The following is an 18,321-nucleotide window of genomic DNA, read 5'->3' as shown; positions in this document are numbered from 1 at the left end:
TATTTCCAGCAAGCAAAATCCTCTCATTGATGCTCTCTTCAGATGGTAATCTTTGTACCGTCAAACTTAGTAAAGGTGTAACCGCTGAACTTCTCATTATACCCTAGTTTTTCGTCTCTGAGGATACTAATAGCAACCTCTTCTCCTAAAGCTAAGGCTGCTGAACCATCCGAACGCCAGTGGATACCGCCAAAACTGCGACCGATCGCGTAATTTGTTGCCAGCTTATTCAACTCTCCGCCCACCGTCAGTGGTTTTCCTGTATACGGAATCACTTTTGTTGGGTCTTTAGGATCAGGTTGTACTGGATTGGGAATAACAAAGTTCTCATCAAAGAACGCTTTCAAAAGTGTAACAGAAACACCAGCAACAACAGCAGCACCACCACTGTAGGAGGAATGGGTTGGTGATGCTTCTGGGTATGCTTGGGGTAATAAATAAGTGTTAAACGTGCTAGAGGTTTGAGCTAAAGCTCTGGAATTTAAAACCTCCGAATTGATTGGATATTGAGTCTTGTTAACAAGATTGTTATAAATTAACCCACCATATGCTTCTGGTCGCAACCGTCGGTGTACATAATACTTCTGCCAGTAAGAAGCTCTAATTGCCAGTGAAGGAGCTAACAGCAGTAAGGCTTGAAAATACCCAGCAGCAAATGAGCCGACACCAGCTGCTTGAGTTTTGGAGTTGTTATAGGGATTAGTCGGACTAAAGGGTGCACCAATACCACTGGCAACAGGATCACTCTGATTGACTCCAGAACTTAAAATTAATAAAGCTCCTAAGTATGAAGCCCCACCTATATGTACATACTCACCTAAATCTCGAACAGTAGATATATAACGGCGGGTTGAGTCGTACTTAATCGCTCTGCCAGAACTGCCTCCATTCTGAATAGTCAACCATTCATCAAAACTAGTGAGGAAATCATTGCCTGGGAGAGCAGTACGAATCAGAGGCGAAATAAACTGGGTGTTGAAAGGAATATTCAACAACAGAAACTGTGAAATGTAAGGACCATCGAGTATTCCTGGCGGAGTCACATATCGTGCTGTTCCGGTTGATGAATCGACGTAGTTGACGCTACCACGAAATAGGGTTTGCGGGGTAACTCGACCATTTTGCTTTGGTCCTCCAAATACTGAAAGCTTGTTAATATCTTCAACCGCTGCCAGAACTTTTGGATCGTCAGTGTTATCTTGGAACTTCTCAAAAGAAACATCTCGTAGTAGAGCTTGCCAGTAAAGCTCTACTGCCTCACCAGCCTGCTCTGCACTATCCAAAGTTGGTGGTACTGGAATTTGTATCTGAGCAGCGTTAAGACCTAGTAGACTGAGTGCCAGTGGTCCTTGAGGACTAACTAACTTCCTTGTACCACCCAAGATAATATTTTCAAAGTCATCAGGGTTACGAGTTTGCAGTGCTTTTATGAAAGACTTGTACGCGTCTAAGTTGACTTCGCCTCTTTCGTTGTGGGGTAAACCCCTGGTGTCAGTAGCTATTTTGTTAGGGTAGCGTTCCTCATCACCATTGGTTGGATGAGGTGGAACGCCAAAGTCTAGTTCTTGTCGAGCTGCTTGGATGCGTACATCATAAGCTTTACGACTAAACCCAGCATAATCAAAGTTCACTAAACCAACAATATCCTTTGCCTGAACAATGTCTTGTCTTTTCTTGCCAGAGAAAGGAGAAGCGATCGCCCCTGAAACAATACCAGTTGCAGTAGCAGTCAACAAACCTGCACGACCAAGAAATGCACGTCTACCTCGACTAAATATAGAGCGTTTGCTGGTAGTAGTAGCTTGATTTTGGCTAGAATTTGCGATTACTTCAGCCTGCCTATGTGTATTCTTTCCAGAAGTTTGATCAAAATGGGGTTCGGATGGCATAAGATTCACTCCAAAACTAAATAGTAAGATAGGTATTTTAACTAAGCTGTATTTCGATAAAATTTCACATTTTATCGTCAGGGATTTTCATTAGTCATTTGTAAGTACAAACGACTAATGAAATTTGACGAATGACAGTTGTAACGAAAACGCAAGCAAAAGCAGCCTAGTAAATCAATTTCAGACCGTACGCATCTCCGATCGCACTGGCTTCAACTATTTTGATAAAAGTCTTTTTGCAAAAGTCATATTATTGGCCATTTGACACCACAAATAAACACAGATTCTTAATTTGTGAGCATCTGTAGTTCCTTGGTAAAAATGGCTTTTGCAAGCATCCTTCAATCACTTGAGTATCATTGGTTTTCCCAAGCGAATCGCACAGCTAAGGCAGCTATCTCTTAGAATCTAAAACCTACTATAAGTTTATTGGTTTATAGTAGTTTTTTGTTTCAAGTTAGACTATCTCATAAACAACAATTAAAAGCAAGTATTTTTTATCAAAAAATTGGGTCGAAAACCCCGTCCTTGTAGGACGGCTTTGTGTTAGAATTTGGGCATGTCAGTACAAGACATTTAAATAAAACCTACTCCCGGACTGGGAGGAAGTCTACGCCCAAAACACTCTTGAGGAGATATCAGTACGCCCTAAGTAGTGGCAAACCTACTGAGCCTGGGAACCTGTGAAAACAGGATATTGAGACACTTGTGTCTTAAGAATCTCCGCTCCTTTAGGACGGAGACCGTCAAGAAAAAGTGCAAATTAGGTACTTATACTAAGTATCTAAAATATAGAGCAACCAATACAGCAAGAGCCCACCCTTTGGGAAACCGCAGGGTATGCCCTTGATTGTATAGGTACTCAACAACCCCAGAAATCTCAATCAAAACGCATGAATGTTGAGATCATCCTTGAGTCGATAAGAAATTTAGTAACCTGCTTTTTTGTCCACTATATTACGTAAAGGTTTACCGTTACGATAGCGTGTCAAATTGTCGAGAAATAATTCCACAATGCGATCGCGAAGTTGTGGTGTAAGTGCTGAAGAGTGAGGTGTTACAAATACGTTAGGTAAAGACCAAAAAGGACTGTCTGAAGGTAGTGGTTCAACAGAAAATGTGTCTAATCCAGCGCCAGCAATCCACCCTTCACGTAAAGCAGTCAGTAAGGCATCTTCATCAACGATCGCGCCACGAGCTATATTAATTAAATAAGCACTTTTGCGCATCAATCGCAATGCATCTGCATCAATTAACCCTCTAGTTTTAGGTGTTAAAGGTGTTGCAACAACTACATAGTCTACTTGTGGAAGAAGCGATCGCCATTCATCTGCACTAACAATTAAGTCAAAATTAGGTAATGGATCTGGACGAAGACGACTACCAAAAACATTCATACCAAAAGCTTTGGCACGAACGGCTATCTCTCGCCCAATACTTCCTGTACCAATAATAAGCAAGTTCTTGTTATATAGCTCTTGCAGCTCTGACCACTTAATCCACTGATGGTTTGATTGCAAATCTTGTAGCTTACTGACATCCTTAGCATGATAAAGCATGTATGTCAAGACAAATTCTGCAATAGGAATCCCATGAACCCCCGATCCATTAGTGAGGAGTATATCGTGTTCTAAGAACACTGGTGTAAGGATGTGATTTACCCCAGCGCTTGGTGTATGCTGCCATCGAATTTTAGGTGCGGCTGCCAATACTTTATGGAGAGTTGTATTTTTTAATTTAAACCCGTTCAAATACACTTCAGCACCACTAGGATCACCATCAAAATTCCCCTCATTATCTACACGTACAAATGTAGTATCTCTGGGTAAAAGCGGCTCGATTTTAGCTGCAAGTTCTACAGGTAGAATGAGTTTCATGAGGCTAAGGCCAAATTTACTATTATTTTTGAGCCACAATCCAATCTTTTAATTCAAAATCAGACTTGGCTAATTTCTGAGAGATTAAAAACTGCTTTGTTCCTTGCAAAAGTTGTATTCCTTTTGCTGGAATTGGTTCTTCTGGAAACTGTTCTATAGAGAGAGAAGCTTTTACAACATTAACAGAGTATCCTGAAACTTGAGCATGGAACTTGTAATAGCCCTCTGGATCAGCCTTGATACTCTTGACCGCTGCTTGTTTAATCTGATTCCACTTTTGAGGCAAGTCAGGATGTTGTGCCAGGAAAGCTTCTGTTGCTATTGTCACACTTGTCCCTGGTAAGTCTGGGTGCTTGATTGCCTCATCAATGACAGGAAACCCTTTAGATTGTAACAGTGGACCCGTTCCTGTTGGAGCTGCAATCGCTGCCACATCACCCCGTTCTAGAGCAGCTTGCGCTTCATTAGGTAATAGGTGCACTACTTTTACTTGATCTACGACACCCGACTTTTGCAATAGTCCTATCACATAGCGGTGCATGTACGATCCCTTTGATGTTGCGACCTTTTGCCCTTTGAGTTCAGCAACAGAATGCGCTCCGTTTTTCCTTGTCACTAACCAAGCGTTGGTTCCAACTTGTTCTTGACTAATTAAGCGGGTAGGAAGACCATTTGCTCTGGCTACGATGGCAGGTGTATCTCCATAAATACCCATGTCCAGTTCACCTGTTACTAAAGCTTCATTGAGATTAGGACCATTGGGAAACGAGAACGTTTGCACTTCTTTGATCCCCAGTTTTTGTAATTCTGGCAGAAGTTTGCCTTGATGCATCGCCCAACCAATTGGTCCTGTAGGGAGTTTGGCACTCTTAGAACTGATAATGCCCAGACGGAGGGTAGAAGTCTTTACTTCTGGTGGATTGCGATTTGATTCTGCTTGGGAAACAGGTTGACTAGAACTACAAGCTGTTGTTAACAGTAGAAGGAAAGATGCTATTACGCTAGGAAGTTGGGGAATAGATTTCTGGATGCCAAAATTAGTCATGTAAAATAAAGCACTTGATATATCAAAAATGCCTGAAATGTAGTTTGACTAAAAATTATGATGAATGGATACTTTTAAGCAAAGTGCTGTGGTTTAAGACAAATATGCCTAAAAACTAAGCCTGTACTCCAAGTATTACAAAATTTACTAATTCTTCTGCGAAGGCATCATCTAATGTTCCATGCTTCAACAATAAGCGATACCAAATAGGGCCGTAAATCGCATCAATCACCAAGTCCAAATTCGAGTCAGAGCGTAGTTCACCTCGCGCTACGCCCCGCTCTAAAATCGTACGGGTTGCTGCTGTGCGGCATTCAATAAACTGCTTACGAAACGATGATGCTAAAGACGCATCCATTTGGGCTTCAGCAATCAGTCCCGTGAGAGCTTTCCCTGTGGTCGTTGTTGTCAGTATTGCAAATAGTTGTAAAAGAATCTGACATAAATCTTGTTTAATCGATCCTGTATCCGGTGCAGGGATATCCTCTGTAACTATTGCTGAGTATGCTTCCATAATGACTTCAGCTTTAGAAGACCACCAACGATAGATCGTTTGTTTGCCTACTCCAGCACGACTAGCAAGAGCTTCAATACAAATGTCTCTATAGCCTTTTTCCTGTAGTAACTCAACTGCTGCTGTGAGAATTGCTTTATGAGAACGCTCATTTCGCCTGCTCTTAAGAGGTGCTTTAGCCAGAGCTTTTGTTGGAATAATAGTGTTCTCAAGTAGTTGTGACATAAGGGCTGACTCCAGTGAGGGCAATCTTTTTTCAATGCAACGGCTCTATCCCGTCATGCATTAACAAGACGATACGGTTCGTCAATATTCGACATAGCAAGCTGCCAGAAGTGGTTGTAACAAAAATATAGAACTTGTTTGATCAAAAGTCTAATTCTTGGTAACTTATCCTTAGAGAGTCTGATACCTTAATCAGTATTTCTCAGGTCAGCACGATTGAAGAAATAATTAGCACCAAAGCAAATTGTACGGTAATTGGCTTGATTTATAGTAGATTATAAATAATAATTGCATACCTACCAGTAAAAAGCAATATATTCTCATTGCTATGTTCCTGATGCAATCCTTCGGTCAGTCAGGCTACTTACGCCTACTCACTATCCCGGCGGTATGGGTTAGTGTGCCTACCAACTAAGGTTTTTTGTAGAGCAATGTACAATCTATCGATTTTAAATTCCTCCTACGGTAATATTTTTTTGACAAAATCTACTTGTTTTTTTTCTCTAATTGTGTCAAACTACAAAAAATAAAAATACATCAAACCTATTGTCTTGCCGTATTTTGATGTAGAAGTGTAGAGACGCGAACTTTTGTGTCTGTATACTCCGATGTTTTAAAATTCAGAGTTTTGTAAGACATTGGCACTCTTAGCACCCACACCATATTAATGAATTCAAGGTCCTGAGGAGGTTTATTATATCGAATTAGAACACTGAGGAATCTATTTTTCAAGGGCTGAGGAAGTCTTTCAAGAAGAGTAAGGTACTACGTCCGATTCCTAGATTGGACAGAGCATCAAGAGTTGAGTAGCACCCACCAAAGAAAAAATCTCTTTTGAGTGGATTGAAAATTTCCTCTTCCAGCCATTTCCATCCCTAGTTTTCTCGACAGGAGCAAGTTTATGGTGCAACTATTAGTCAAAGAATCGAAAAACTGGATTGAGATAGCATCTTCCCTATCTAAAGAACTTGCTGCGAATGCAGTAGAACGTGACAGCAAAGCGGGAGTACCAGAAGAAGAAATTCAGCTGCTTCGCTCAAGTGGTCTGTTACCTTTCGTCGTACCCAAAGAATATGGTGGCATAGGGGGAACTTGGGTAGAAGGATTGAAAATTGTCCAAGAACTTTCTGTCGCTGATGGTTCTATTGGTCAGTTATATGGCAACCATTTAAACCTCACAGCCCTAGGTCATGTCTCAGGAACTCCAGAACAAAAAGACAGATACTATCGAGAAACTGCCCAAAAGAATTTATTCTGGGCAAATGCCATCAATACCCGCGATACGCGACTAAAAATTGCACCAGAGGGTGAACACTTCCGCGTCAATGGTGTGAAAAGCTTTGGTACTGGTATTGAGATCGCGGATGTGCGGGTATTCTCTGCTTTGCAAGATAACGAAGAACTTCCCCTTCTATTCGTCATTCCCAAAGATAGAGAAGGTGTTGTTTCAAATCAAGACTGGAACAATTTTGGACAGCGACGCACAGACAGCGATTCTTTCACCTTTAACAATGTTTTGGTGAAGAAAGATGAAATTTTGGGATATCCTTCTCCTCCTAATAGTGCTTTTGCTACATTTTTGGGAATCATCGCACAGTTAACCAAAACTTATGTATATCTGGGGGTTGCTTCTGGTGCAGTGTCTTCTGCTAAGCAGTATACCTTAACCGAAACTAAACCTTGGATTACATCTGGAGTAGAACGTGCCACAGATGATCCTTACATTCAGCGTCGTTACGGGGAGTTGTGGACAGAGTTACAAGCTGCTGTTGCTTTAGCCGATCGCACAGCGATTCAAGTTCAACAAGCTTGGGACAAAGACGTTGACTTAACACCGGAAGAACGTGGAGAAGTCGCAGTTGCAGTTTTTACTGCCAAAGCTTTTATCTCAAAAGTTGGATTGAATATCGCCACTTCTATCTTTGAAGTTACGGGAACTCGTTCTACAGCTACCAAATACGGCTTTGATCGCTACTGGCGTGATTTGCGCACCTTCACCCTACATGATCCTGTGGATTATAAATTGCGCGATATCGGCAATTGGGTACTCAACCAAGAGTTACCCGTAGCTACGCAATACTCTTAAACCAAGAACTAGGACAAAAAGTTTTTCGAGAATCTTTGCTAACTCGAGCTTGTTTCCAGCCCATCAGTTAATAGTTTTCATCTGATTAAATCTCCTTGTTACACCTACATAAGATGGCTGATGCCATCTTATTTCCTAATAGCTTAACCTAAACGAGCCAGTTTATGCAAAGTTTAAAAGCCAAATTGAGAAATTTTAAAAATCAACACATTACTCGTCGCTACTTTTTATTTACTGCTAGTTATACATTCATATTATCTACTGTTGTATTTGGTTGTTCACAACCAGCAAAGAATACTCAACAAGAAGTAGGCGCATCAAATATAAGCCAGACACAAACTGCTGAAAAATCTGCTGCAAAATTAGTACGAATTGTACGCTCTAAACAACTTTCTTCACTGGCAATTCTGGAAAAACAAGGCAATCTCAAAAAAAGACTGGAAACTCTTGGTTATAAACTAGAGTGGCCGGAATTTGCAGCAGGACCGCAACAACTAGAAGCACTCAATGCTGGTGGTCTCGATATTGCATCAACAGCTGAAACTCCTCCTATTTTTTCACAAGCTGCTGGAGCCCCCTTAGTTTATCTAGCGACTACTGGTCCTAGCTCTAAAGCAGTTTCACTTATAGTTCCCGTTAAATCTTCTATTAACAGTGTTAAAGACTTAAAGGGTAAAAAAATAGCTTTTCAGAAAGCTTCTATAGGTCACTATCTATTGCTAAAAGCAGTAGAGAAAGAAGGATTCAAACTAAGTGATGTTTCATCAGTTTACCTACCACCCCCAGATGCTAATGTAGCCTTTAGTCAAGGAAAAGTAGATGGTTGGTTTATTTGGGAACCATTTGTGACTAGAAATGTAGAGCAGAAAGTAGGTCGGGTTCTGATAGATGGATCGAATTTAAGAGATACCGGTAACTTCTACTCCACAACACGCTCGTTTTATCAAAAAAATCCTCAAGTTATTAAAGTCTTCTTAGAAGAACTGCAAAAAGCAGAAATTTGGGGTAAAGCGCATCCAAAAGAAGTTGCACAACTGCTCTCACCAGTAACACAACTAGATCCGCCATTATTAGAAAAAATGCATAGCAAGTATGATTGGGATCTGCGTCCAATTAATGAGAAAGTCATTGAAAAACAACAAGAAGTCGCAGATAAATGGTATAGCCTAAAATTAATACCTAAGAAAGTGAATGTTCGAGATGGGTTTTTAACACCTAAAGAATACGCTGAATTTACTCCCCCAGATGTTCTGGCCAAACAATAAAGTGAAATGATTGCAGATGGATTTAGGCGATTGCTACTTATCCCTTAACAAAATGCAATCATTTTACCTGTAAAGTTATCAGATATAAACAACGGGATATGAAATATTTTGGTTCTTTTGTTACCTCTTCTGCTGTAAACCCTAGAATGAGAAAACATAAATTTCAGTTCAAATTTTTCAACAGTAACCATATCCAGTCACTAATTCCTTGGACTGTACCTGTATCAATCCTAATTTTGTGGCAATTATTGTCTACTATCGGGGTAATTCCTGTTAGAATCTTACCCTCTCCTTTAGGTGTAATTGGTGCAGCTATTAAGTTGGCTGAAAGTGGCGAATTATTCCGTAACATAAGTATAAGTGCTGCACGAGCGATTAGTGGTTTTTTAGTCGGTGGAAGTGTGGGATTTTCTTTGGGATTGTTGAATGGCATTTCTCCCATTTCTGAAAAAATGTTGGATACTTCTATCCAAATGCTCCGTAACATTCCAAATTTAGCTTTAATTCCTTTGGTGATTTTATGGTTTGGTATAGGGGATGAAGCTAGATTATTTCTAGTATCTTTAGGGGTAATGTTTCCTATTTATCTCAATACTTTTCATGGAATTCGCAGCGTTGATACTGGATTAATTGAGATGGGAAAAGTTTATGGTTTAAATGCTTGGGGTTTGTTCTGGAGAATTATTTTACCCGGAGCAATGTCTTCCATTCTAGTAGGTGTACGTTTTTCTTTGGGGATTATGTGGCTAACCTTGATTGTGGCGGAGACGATTGCTGCTGATTCCGGAATTGGTTACATGGCAATGAATGCCAGAGAATTTATGCAAACTGATGTGGTTGTCTTGAGTATTTTGATATACGCACTATTAGGTAAATTAGCCGACATTATTGCCAGACGACTCGAAAGTTACTGGTTACAGTGGAATCCTAGCTATCTAAAAGCCTGATATCATCCCGGATTTTTGGACTGTAAAATCTCTTCTAACAAGGAGCAGTAAAAAATGACAGTAGCACAACACATCACTATTCATTCCTCTGATAAAAATAATCACAGTCAAAGGTCGAAGCTTGTACAATTAAGGACAGTGATAGCCAAACGGCTATGGTGGCACGCACATGCGTACGGGATAGTACTCAGTATTTTGCTGCTAATATTTTCAAGTTTAGGCTTTTTGTTTCTCCACTGGTTCTGGAGTAGATTACAACCAGAAGAAATACCCTACCCCATGGATAGAGAGCGCTTATAATCCTGCATCTGCTTAACAACAGGATTTTTGACGCCTGATTCTACAAAACTGCTCAGCTTTGCGAACACATTTTCATCTATATTTATAGAATCCTCACTTACTGTGTCAAAAAAGGGAGGGTTCCTACTTGCATTTGCCACAACTTTTCCCGTATAATATCTTCACTTTTCAATCCGGTATTTCTACAGAAAAGCAGTAATAACATAGGATTATAGTATGGAATTGTGGCAAGGTGCGTTGAAACAAATAAAACGAGTCATTTTTGATAAGAAGCTGGCGGTAAATTCATTCCAAGGCTTTTTCTCGCTATTTTTGGTAGGAATTAGCTTGAGTGTGCTAATTGCTGCTTGCTCAGGGGGAGATACGAATAATTCTGCTAATAGTGGTTCTAGCACTAGTCCTGGTGCTAGTCCTGTTGCAGCTAACAAGCAGGATGTTGAAGTCACACTTGTTTCCTTTGCTGTTACTAAAGCCGCTCACGAAGCCATAATCCCTAAATTTGTAGAGAATTGGAAAAAAGAACATAACCAAACCGTCACGTTTAAACAAAGCTATGGGGGTTCTGGTTCTCAAACTCGTGCAGTCATCGATGGTTTAGAAGCAGATGTTGTTCATTTGTCCCTGGCGGGAGACGTCCAAAAGATTGAAAAGGCTGGACTGATTCAGCCTGGATGGGAGAAGGAAGTTCCTAATAATGCTATTGTCTCGAAGAGTGTTGCCGCATTAGTCACACGAGACGGCAACCCTAAAGGTATCAAAACATGGTCAGATTTGGCGAAAGATAATGTAAAACTTATCAGTGCTGACCCCAAAACTTCAGGTATTGCTCGCTGGAATTTTCTAGCACTTTGGAATTCAGTGATAAAAACTGGAGGAGATGAAGCCAAAGCAACTGACTTTGTTACAAAGGTTTTCAAAAATGTGCCAGTTCTGACTAAAGATGCTCGTGAAGCTTCTGATACATTTCTTAAGCAAGGTCAGGGGGATGCTCTGATCAACTACGAAAATGAAGTTCTCTTAGCGCAGAAAAAGGGTGCAAAGCTGAATTATATAGTGCCTGATGTGAACATCTCTATCGATAATCCAATTGCAGTGGTCGATAAAAACGTCGATAAACATGGCACTCGTGAAGTAGCAGAAGCTTTTGTGAAATACTTGTTTACTGCTGAAGCACAACAAGAGTTTGCAAAAATCGGCTTTAGACCAGTGGATGAGACACTAGCACAAACTAAGTCAATTGCTGACAAATACCCCAAAGTCAAAAATCTGGGTACAGTGAATGACTACGGTGGATGGAGCGCGGTTGATAAAAAGTTCTTTGCTGATGGCGCTCTTTTTGACAAGCTTCAAGTCAAAAATAACAAAAAGTAAATTGCTTAAGTAGGTACGGGTAAATTCAGATAACATAACTCAACTGCTATATACTTATTGAAGAATTTTATCTAATTTACTAACACCTACCTAGCTGCTAGTTGCTACTTCTCTATCCCCCTATGGCTGTATCTTCCCGTCCGAAATCAATAGCTTCTAAGAATACTCTAAGTTGGAGGATGCTACTGCGCCGGTTATCTCAAGTTCCTTGGACATGGCGAATTACGTTGGGATATCTGACTGTAATGTTGTTTATCCCAATAATTGCGATGTTTATGAAAGCGAGTAGTAAAACTCCAAGTGAATTTTGGGCGATCGCAACCAGTCCAATCGCAGTAGCAACATACAACGTTACATTTGTCACTGCAATAATAGCTGCTCTGCTCAACGGAGTCTTTGGTACTTTAATTGCGTGGGTGCTAGTGCGCTATGAATTTCCCCTCAAACGGTTGATTGATGCTTCAATTGACTTACCATTTGCTTTGCCAACTTCAGTTGCCGGTTTAACTTTGGCAACAGTTTACAGTGATAACGGCTGGATTGGTTCGCTGTTCGTCCCATTAGGTATTAAGATATCTTTTACTCGTCTTGGGGTAGCAGTGGCGATGATTTTTATCTCATTGCCTTTTGTCGTAAGGACTGTGCAACCAGTGCTTCAGGAACTGGAAAAAGAAGTTGAAGAAGCTGCTTGGTGTATGGGTGCCTCTCGATGGCAAACCTTCTGGAAAGTTATTTTACCACCATTATTTCCTACTATATTAACTGGTGTCTCGTTAGGGTTCTCTCGTGCAGTTGGAGAGTATGGCTCTACTGTAATTATCGCTTCTAACACCCCTTTCAAAGATTTAATTGCGCCTGTACTAATTTTCCAGCGTCTAGAACAGTATGACTATTCCGGTGCAACTGTCATTGGCATAGTACTACTGGTGATTTCCTTAGTGATGCTACTGGCGATTAATTTCTTACAAGCATGGGGGAGAAAATATGACACAAAATGATTCTAAACTACCACCTCGTCTGCACTCAAGGAACCAGAAGCGACCATTACCGAGAAATTGGGTAAGTATTTTTCTTATTGGGTTAGCAGTATTGTATGTCGCTTTAGTACTATATATTCCTGCAGCTAATGTTTTTTTCCAAGCTTTTCAAAAAGGCGTTGGTCCATTTTTATCTAACCTCACACGTTCCGACTTTCTGAATGCTATTAGGCTGACTTTATTACTAGCTTTAATTGCTGTACCTGTAAATACTATATTTGGGTTATGTGCAGCTTGGGCGATCGCTCGTCATAAATTCCCTGGTCGTACTCTTATTCTCAGTATTATTGACCTACCTTTTTCGATCTCGCCAGTAGTTGCAGGGTTAATGATTGTTCTACTTTATGGGCGACAAGGATGGTTTGGTACTGCTTTAGAAGCCAATAATATCAAGATCATCTTTGCTTTTCCAGGTATGGTGCTAGCTTCAGCATTTGTGAGTTTACCTTTTGTTGCTCGTGAAGTCATTCCTGTTTTAGAAGAAATAGGTAAGGATCAAGAAGAAGCTGCCAAAATTCTTGGTGCAAACAATTGGCAAATATTTTGGCGTGTCACTCTGCCAAGTATTCGTTGGGGTTTGCTCTACGGCTTAATTTTAACTAATGCTAGAGCAATGGGTGAATTTGGTGCTGTCTCTGTTGTTTCTGGAAATATTGCCAACAAAACCCAAAGTCTACCCTTATTTGTAGAGGAAGCTTACAAACAGTACGAAACAGAAGCGGCTTACTCGGCTGCTGTACTCTTAGCACTATTAGCAGTTGTGACATTGGTTTTGAAGGAGATTTTAGAAAGGAAAACAGGTAAGAAAGTATAGATTAAAACATTAAAAATCACGAGGATTATTATGAGTATTACAGTACAGAATGTATCGAAAGTTTATGGGTCTTTTCACGCAGTTGATTCTGTAAGTTTAGAAGTAAAAACTGGTTCTCTTGTAGCGCTATTAGGTCCATCTGGATCAGGAAAATCAACATTGTTACGAATAATTGCTGGATTGGAAGAACCAGATTCCGGTGAAATCTGGCTTGCTGATGAAAATGTCACTTACAAATCAGTGCAAAAACGCCAGATTGGTTTTGTGTTTCAACATTACGCACTATTTAAGCACCTGACAGTCCGACAAAACATAGCTTTTCCACAAGAGATCCGCAACATTCCTAAAAGCAAGATTCGGGTGCGAGTCGAGGAACTTTTGGAGTTAGTGCAGTTGCAAGGGTTTGGCGATCGCTATCCTTCTCAACTCTCAGGAGGGCAACGTCAACGGGTAGCGTTAGCAAGATCATTGGCAGTGCAACCACAAATTTTACTTTTAGATGAACCTTTCGGTGCATTAGATGCCAAAGTTCGCAAGGAATTAAGAATGTGGTTGCGAAAACTACATGAAGAAGTGCATGTAACAACTGTATTTGTGACCCACGATCAAGAGGAAGCCATGGAGGTTTCAGATCAAATCGTGGTCATGAATAAAGGTCGAGTCGAGCAAGTTGGTACCCCGTCTGAGATTTATGACCACCCAGCGTCGCCATTCGTGATGAGCTTTATTGGTCCAGTAAATGTTCTTCCCAGTCATGCTGGTATTTTACCAGATAAGAATTCCGACACTTCAACCACCGATCAAGTCTTCTTACGTCCTCATGATGTTGTGATTCAGATTAATCCTGATGACGATGCTACACCTGCTAAAGTTGATCGCATTATCAATCTAGGTTGGGAAATTCGAGTGGAATTAATTCTCAAATCTGGAAAGGTAGTGAATGCATATTTAACGCGTGAACAGTTCAATCAACTTGAAATCAACGAACAGCAGCATGTTTATGTTAAGACTAAACATGCAAAAATTTTCCCAGCCTATGCCTTAAGTTGAGAAAATGACAGTCCGTAGTTGCGCTACCCTGCGGGAAGCCAGTTCGTGGCTACAGCGCAAAGACAGCGCAACTACAAACCTTTCGAGTCGTGGGTGTGGCTCATATCTTGACTGTTAAACAATAGACGCGAGCATCTTCCGATATCTTGCACCCGGGCTGAATTAGCCCGATATCCCGCCCAGAACTGAAGTTCCGGGCTAATAGCGCGCATTCCATTGAAATGGACTGAAATCTTTGATTAGTCCTCTTGAGAGGACTTTAGCTATCAGCCAGCGATTTAAATCGCTGGCTGACTGACTACTGTTACACACATCGAAAACCCGGTATACAAGCAGTATTTTTTTGTAAACGTATTGCTTTGCCTAAGTTAATTGTGTAATACTGAAAAGGTTACTATTTCGTACGGTTATCAGATAAAATTACAGATCTTTTTCTCTAGAAAAGTTTTGTAGCATCTCTGAAAAAAAATCATGCAGCTACTCTGGTTTATCCCCACACATGGAGAAGGGCGCTATCTTGGCACTGCGCTAGGTGGACGCTCTGTTAACTTTGATTACTGGCGACAGATTGCCTCGGCAGTGGATCATTTAGGTTTTACAGGAGCATTGCTACCTACGGGACGTTCGTGTGAAGACGCCTGGGTTTTGGCATCTGCACTGGTTACACATACAAAACAAATGCGTTTTTTAGTGGCAGTGCGTCCTGGATTAATGTCGCCTGGTGTAGCAGCAAGGATGGCAGCAACTTTTGACCGGATTTCCAACGGACGTTTGCTCATTAATATCGTCACAGGAGGCGATCCGGTAGAATTAGCAGGAGACGGCGTGCATCTGAATCATGATGACCGCTACGAATTAACTGATGAGTTTTTGACGGTGTGGCGGCAAATTGCCTCTGGTGAAACGATTGACTTCCAAGGGGATTATCTCAACATTGACGGAGGTAAATTGTTATTTCCTCCTGTCCAGAAACCACATCCACCTTTGTGGTTTGGAGGTTCCTCTCCAATCGCTCAACGCATTGCTGCCAAACATGTAGATGTATATTTGACGTGGGGTGAACCAGTCGCACAAGTTGCGCAAAAGATTAACGAGGTGCGCCGCTTAGCAGAGGAAGAAGGACGGACTTTGAGGTTTGGCATTCGCTTGCACGTGATTGTTAGAGAAACCGAAAGTCAGGCTTGGGATGCAGCGAACGATTTGATCCGGTATGTGGATGACGACGCGATCGCCACTGCTCAAAAAGCTTTTGCCCGTATGGACTCAGAAGGGCAACGCCGTATGACTCAATTGCACAACAGTAGTCGAGAAGCTTTAGAAATTAGTCCAAACTTGTGGGCAGGGGTTGGGTTGGTACGAGGTGGTGCAGGAACCGCCTTAGTAGGAGATCCTAGTACCGTTGCGGCTAGGATGCTAGAATATGCTGAGTTAGGTATTGATACCTTCATCTTTTCTGGTTATCCTCATCTAGAAGAAGCTTATCGAGTTGCGGAACTGCTATTTCCCCTCTTACCTCTAGAGAATTTACCACCAGTTGAACAGCAGATGGTCTTAAGTCCATTTGGCGAAGTCGTTGGTAATCAAGATTTCCCAAAACAGCAGTTCAAAGAACAAACAACTGCTACCGTGGATTAAAAAAAGATATATTCTCACAAAAACAAGGTTTCCAAACTGATATCATCTCGGTTTGGAACCTCTTTCTTAAGTATTGTGGACTTCATAAGAGTTAGAATGATCCTCTTGTAACGATTTGCGAAGTGTTACAAAAGCAAGAATACCAACAACGGTCAGGTAGATCCGCTGTAACCACAAATTACTCAAACGAAGGCTAATCCGCGCACCAATAACTCCACCGATAAACATACTCAGACCAAGAATTGCACCTAGCCGGTAGTCTACAATCCCCTGAACCATGAAAATTAAAGTCGCAGAAAGCGACGAAAATATATTAACAAACTTACTTGTGGCTATTGCTTGAACAAATGTCATACGGAATAACATCACATAAGCAGCTGTCAGTAAAGTAACGTAACCACCACTAAAAAAGCCCCCGTAAATACCAAGTATAAAGGTAGCTATATAGCCAAAAATTTCTCTTGTTTGCGATGGTATTCTCTGTGAGGTTTCTACCCCAGCATTTCGGTTAGCAACAGACAACGCAGCAACTACAATCATCGAAATAGAAACAATTAACGGTATTGATTTTGAGGGGATAAATAGAACAAGTAATGCTCCGACAATGGATGAAGTCAGTGTTAAAACTAGCAGTGATGGTAAGCGCTGGTAGTCAATAACTCCTTTACCAACAAAAGGCAATGTAGCACCAACACTCATAAACATGAGTGCTAACATATTAGTTGCAAGGGCAGTACGTGGTTCTATCCCGAACTGAAGCATTACAGGTACAGTAACTAGGGACGTACTACCAGTAATGACGCTGATAACACTCGTTATTAAGAAAATTGCAATCAGAGCAAGTAATTCGAGATTTGTCAAGGGAAGTATTCCTCTGTTTTTGTCTGGTGTGTTAATCGAAATTGTGATATTTTGGTTTATAAACAACTATATGTCAATCGGCATTAAGATGTATACATCGATATGCGATCGCATAGTGTTTATTTTAAGAGAATTGCATCCAGTGAAGTTTTCTAATTCCAAGTGAGGAATAAAAATGCTAGAAGCTATAGCTACGGCTTGGCTATTACTATTTTTTGGAGACTTGCTTTCCACTTTCATCTATCATGTACCCGAACATGTCTTTGGTAGTCTCCACCTAAAAACACACCACTCTGCAAAAAAAGCTTTTCGTCATTACGCTATCCTGTTGCTCGACACTCAAGTTCTTTTAGATGGTATTCTGGGTGCTTTACCGTATTTGTTTGTAGCAATATTTTTATCGTTTTTTTCTCCCATTGGGACTATTTGTGGGTTACTTTTCGGTCAGTTTCATGTGTGGTGGAGACATACCAGCGTCATGGGTTGGCAAACTCCTAAGTTTATTACTTTCTTGTGTCAGATTTTATTTATCACTACTCCCGAACAACACTGGATTCATCATCAAAAACCTAACTTAGGGTTTGGCGATATTTTTACACTCTTTGAGCAACCAGCACAAACCTGGTTTCGATGGTTACGCTTACTGAGACTGCATTTGTATTCTTCCTCTAGCGCCTTAAAGTAGTGCTAACTTCAGCAGAGTTTTGAAAACCTCGGCTTATTTTCGTATTGGAGATATAGCACCAATACTGTTACAAAAACACTAGTTTTATATCTTACTAGCAAAACAAAAAGGAGATTTATGGCAGGTAAATTAGATGGAAAAGTGGCGATTATTACTGGAGCTTCTTCTGGAATTGGTGAAGCTACGGCTGTGGCGTTGGCAGCAGAGGGGGCAAAAGTTGCGATCGCCGCAAGACGTGCTGATCGTTTAGATGTAGTAGCAAAACAAATCCAAGCCAATGGCGGTCAAGTATTGCGAATTGTTACAGATGTTACAGACGAAGCTCAAGTTAAAAACTTAGTGCAAAAAACCAATGCAGAACTAGGACAGGTTGATATTCTGGTTAATAATGCAGGAATTGGCGTGCTTGGCTCAATTGATACTGGAAATCCCGCAGATTGGCGGCGAGCATTCGATGTTAATGTTCTAGGAGTTTTATACGCTACCCAAGCAGTGTTACCTCTTCTCAAAACCCAACAATCTGGACATATAGTCAACATTTCTTCTGTTGCAGGAAGGACAGCACGGGCTGGTGTTGGAGTTTACAACGCTACTAAATGGGGTGTCAATGCACTTTCAGAAGCATTACGGCAAGAAGTGCATAAGGACAATATTCGCGTTACCATCATCGAGCCAGGTTTAGTGGATACGCCATTCAGTGACTTCATTTCTGATCCCATC

Annotated in this window: 15 protein-coding genes; 10 read left to right on the top strand and 5 right to left on the bottom strand. The window is 40.9% G+C overall.

Translation table 11 applies throughout. The annotated features are described in order from the left end of the window. Positions 1–38 precede the first annotated feature (38 nt). The 4 genes from G4P69_RS28440 to G4P69_RS28425 all read right to left on the bottom strand — a co-directional run bounded on the left by G4P69_RS28440 (position 39) and on the right by G4P69_RS28425 (position 5,550). Positions 39–1,889 (bottom strand): vanadium-dependent haloperoxidase, encoded by a 1,851-nt coding sequence (locus G4P69_RS28440; protein ID WP_243903086.1) that lies wholly within the window; start codon positions 1,887–1,889, stop codon positions 39–41. Positions 1,890–2,818: 929 nt separating this feature from the next. After that, positions 2,819–3,766 (bottom strand): D-2-hydroxyacid dehydrogenase, encoded by a 948-nt coding sequence (locus G4P69_RS28435; protein WP_208344949.1) that lies wholly within the window; start codon positions 3,764–3,766, stop codon positions 2,819–2,821. 22 nt (positions 3,767–3,788) lie between these two features. Next, positions 3,789–4,811: an ABC transporter substrate-binding protein gene (locus G4P69_RS28430; protein ID WP_208344950.1), complete on the bottom strand. Its 1,023-nt coding sequence runs from the start codon at positions 4,809–4,811 to the stop codon at positions 3,789–3,791. 115 nt (positions 4,812–4,926) lie between these two features. After that, positions 4,927–5,550: a TetR/AcrR family transcriptional regulator gene (locus G4P69_RS28425; protein WP_208344951.1), complete on the bottom strand. Its 624-nt coding sequence runs from the start codon at positions 5,548–5,550 to the stop codon at positions 4,927–4,929. A 901-nt stretch (positions 5,551–6,451) separates the two neighbouring features. On the opposite strand from G4P69_RS28425, the gene G4P69_RS28420 reads away from it, so the two are divergent. From G4P69_RS28420 to ssuD, 8 genes are all read left to right on the top strand, one after another. Further along, the gene (locus tag G4P69_RS28420) at positions 6,452–7,636 is read left to right on the top strand and encodes an acyl-CoA dehydrogenase family protein (RefSeq protein WP_208344952.1); all 1,185 of its coding nucleotides are present in this window, start codon (positions 6,452–6,454) and stop codon (positions 7,634–7,636) included. A 164-nt stretch (positions 7,637–7,800) separates the two neighbouring features. Next, a complete protein-coding gene (locus tag G4P69_RS28415) occupies positions 7,801–8,901 on the top strand; it encodes an aliphatic sulfonate ABC transporter substrate-binding protein (protein WP_208352806.1) in 1,101 nt (366 codons plus the stop codon). Between the two features lie 146 nt (positions 8,902–9,047). After that, complete coding sequence (ssuC, locus tag G4P69_RS28410) at positions 9,048–9,848, top strand: aliphatic sulfonate ABC transporter permease SsuC (RefSeq protein ID WP_208352826.1); 801 nt, start codon at positions 9,048–9,050, stop codon at positions 9,846–9,848. A 516-nt stretch (positions 9,849–10,364) separates the two neighbouring features. After that, positions 10,365–11,519 carry a sulfate ABC transporter substrate-binding protein gene (locus G4P69_RS28405; RefSeq protein WP_208352803.1) on the top strand — a complete coding sequence of 385 codons (1,155 nt, stop codon included), beginning with the start codon at positions 10,365–10,367 and terminating at the stop codon, positions 11,517–11,519. A gap of 179 nt (positions 11,520–11,698) precedes the next feature. Further along, positions 11,699–12,517 carry a sulfate ABC transporter permease subunit CysT gene (gene cysT, locus G4P69_RS28400; RefSeq protein WP_243903087.1) on the top strand — a complete coding sequence of 273 codons (819 nt, stop codon included), beginning with the start codon at positions 11,699–11,701 and terminating at the stop codon, positions 12,515–12,517. Beyond that, the gene (gene cysW, locus G4P69_RS28395) at positions 12,504–13,370 is read left to right on the top strand and encodes a sulfate ABC transporter permease subunit CysW (protein ID WP_208345247.1); all 867 of its coding nucleotides are present in this window, start codon (positions 12,504–12,506) and stop codon (positions 13,368–13,370) included. The genes cysT and cysW overlap by 14 nt, the downstream gene beginning before the upstream one ends. A 30-nt stretch (positions 13,371–13,400) precedes the next feature. Beyond that, on the top strand, positions 13,401–14,420 hold the full coding sequence (locus G4P69_RS28390) for a sulfate/molybdate ABC transporter ATP-binding protein (RefSeq protein WP_208345248.1): 1,020 nt from the start codon (positions 13,401–13,403) through the stop codon (positions 14,418–14,420). 471 nt (positions 14,421–14,891) lie between these two features. Then, entirely contained in the window at positions 14,892–16,055 is a 1,164-nt protein-coding gene (ssuD, locus tag G4P69_RS28385) for an FMNH2-dependent alkanesulfonate monooxygenase (protein ID WP_208345249.1), read from the top strand. 66 nt (positions 16,056–16,121) lie between these two features. Here the strand turns inward: ssuD and G4P69_RS28380 are convergent, their stop codons facing one another. After that, the gene (locus tag G4P69_RS28380) at positions 16,122–16,916 is read right to left on the bottom strand and encodes a sulfite exporter TauE/SafE family protein (protein WP_208345250.1); all 795 of its coding nucleotides are present in this window, start codon (positions 16,914–16,916) and stop codon (positions 16,122–16,124) included. A 175-nt stretch (positions 16,917–17,091) separates the two neighbouring features. Here G4P69_RS28380 and G4P69_RS28375 point away from each other — a divergent pair, with 175 nt between their 5' ends. Both G4P69_RS28375 and G4P69_RS28370 read left to right on the top strand, forming a co-directional pair. Beyond that, complete coding sequence (locus G4P69_RS28375; protein WP_208345251.1) at positions 17,092–17,601, top strand: fatty acid hydroxylase; 510 nt, start codon at positions 17,092–17,094, stop codon at positions 17,599–17,601. A gap of 117 nt (positions 17,602–17,718) precedes the next feature. Continuing rightward, the coding region (locus tag G4P69_RS28370; RefSeq protein ID WP_208352797.1) for an SDR family NAD(P)-dependent oxidoreductase at positions 17,719–18,321 on the top strand (603 nt) is incomplete at its 3' end.

Origin of the sequence: Aetokthonos hydrillicola CCALA 1050 (genome assembly GCF_017591665.1) — a bacterium.
GTDB lineage: Bacteria > Cyanobacteriota > Cyanobacteriia > Cyanobacteriales > Nostocaceae > Aetokthonos > Aetokthonos hydrillicola.
The sequence above is the reverse complement of the archived record's forward strand: the minus strand, read 5'-3'. Positions and strand labels throughout refer to the sequence as shown.

Excerpts from the sequence above, each read along its gene's own strand:
- G4P69_RS28440 (WP_243903086.1), bottom strand. The coding sequence starts at position 1,889 with ATGCCATCCGAACCCCATTTTGATCAAACTTCTGGAAAGAATACACAT.
- G4P69_RS28435 (WP_208344949.1), bottom strand. The coding sequence starts at position 3,766 with ATGAAACTCATTCTACCTGTAGAACTTGCAGCTAAAATCGAGCCGCTT.
- G4P69_RS28430 (WP_208344950.1), bottom strand. The coding sequence starts at position 4,811 with ATGACTAATTTTGGCATCCAGAAATCTATTCCCCAACTTCCTAGCGTA.
- G4P69_RS28425 (WP_208344951.1), bottom strand. The coding sequence starts at position 5,550 with ATGTCACAACTACTTGAGAACACTATTATTCCAACAAAAGCTCTGGCT.
- G4P69_RS28420 (WP_208344952.1), top strand. The coding sequence starts at position 6,452 with ATGGTGCAACTATTAGTCAAAGAATCGAAAAACTGGATTGAGATAGCA.
- G4P69_RS28415 (WP_208352806.1), top strand. The coding sequence starts at position 7,801 with ATGCAAAGTTTAAAAGCCAAATTGAGAAATTTTAAAAATCAACACATT.
- ssuC (WP_208352826.1), top strand. The coding sequence starts at position 9,048 with ATGAGAAAACATAAATTTCAGTTCAAATTTTTCAACAGTAACCATATC.
- G4P69_RS28405 (WP_208352803.1), top strand. The coding sequence starts at position 10,365 with ATGGAATTGTGGCAAGGTGCGTTGAAACAAATAAAACGAGTCATTTTT.
- cysT (WP_243903087.1), top strand. The coding sequence starts at position 11,699 with ATGCTACTGCGCCGGTTATCTCAAGTTCCTTGGACATGGCGAATTACG.
- cysW (WP_208345247.1), top strand. The coding sequence starts at position 12,504 with ATGACACAAAATGATTCTAAACTACCACCTCGTCTGCACTCAAGGAAC.
- G4P69_RS28390 (WP_208345248.1), top strand. The coding sequence starts at position 13,401 with ATGAGTATTACAGTACAGAATGTATCGAAAGTTTATGGGTCTTTTCAC.
- ssuD (WP_208345249.1), top strand. The coding sequence starts at position 14,892 with ATGCAGCTACTCTGGTTTATCCCCACACATGGAGAAGGGCGCTATCTT.
- G4P69_RS28375 (WP_208345251.1), top strand. The coding sequence starts at position 17,092 with ATGCTAGAAGCTATAGCTACGGCTTGGCTATTACTATTTTTTGGAGAC.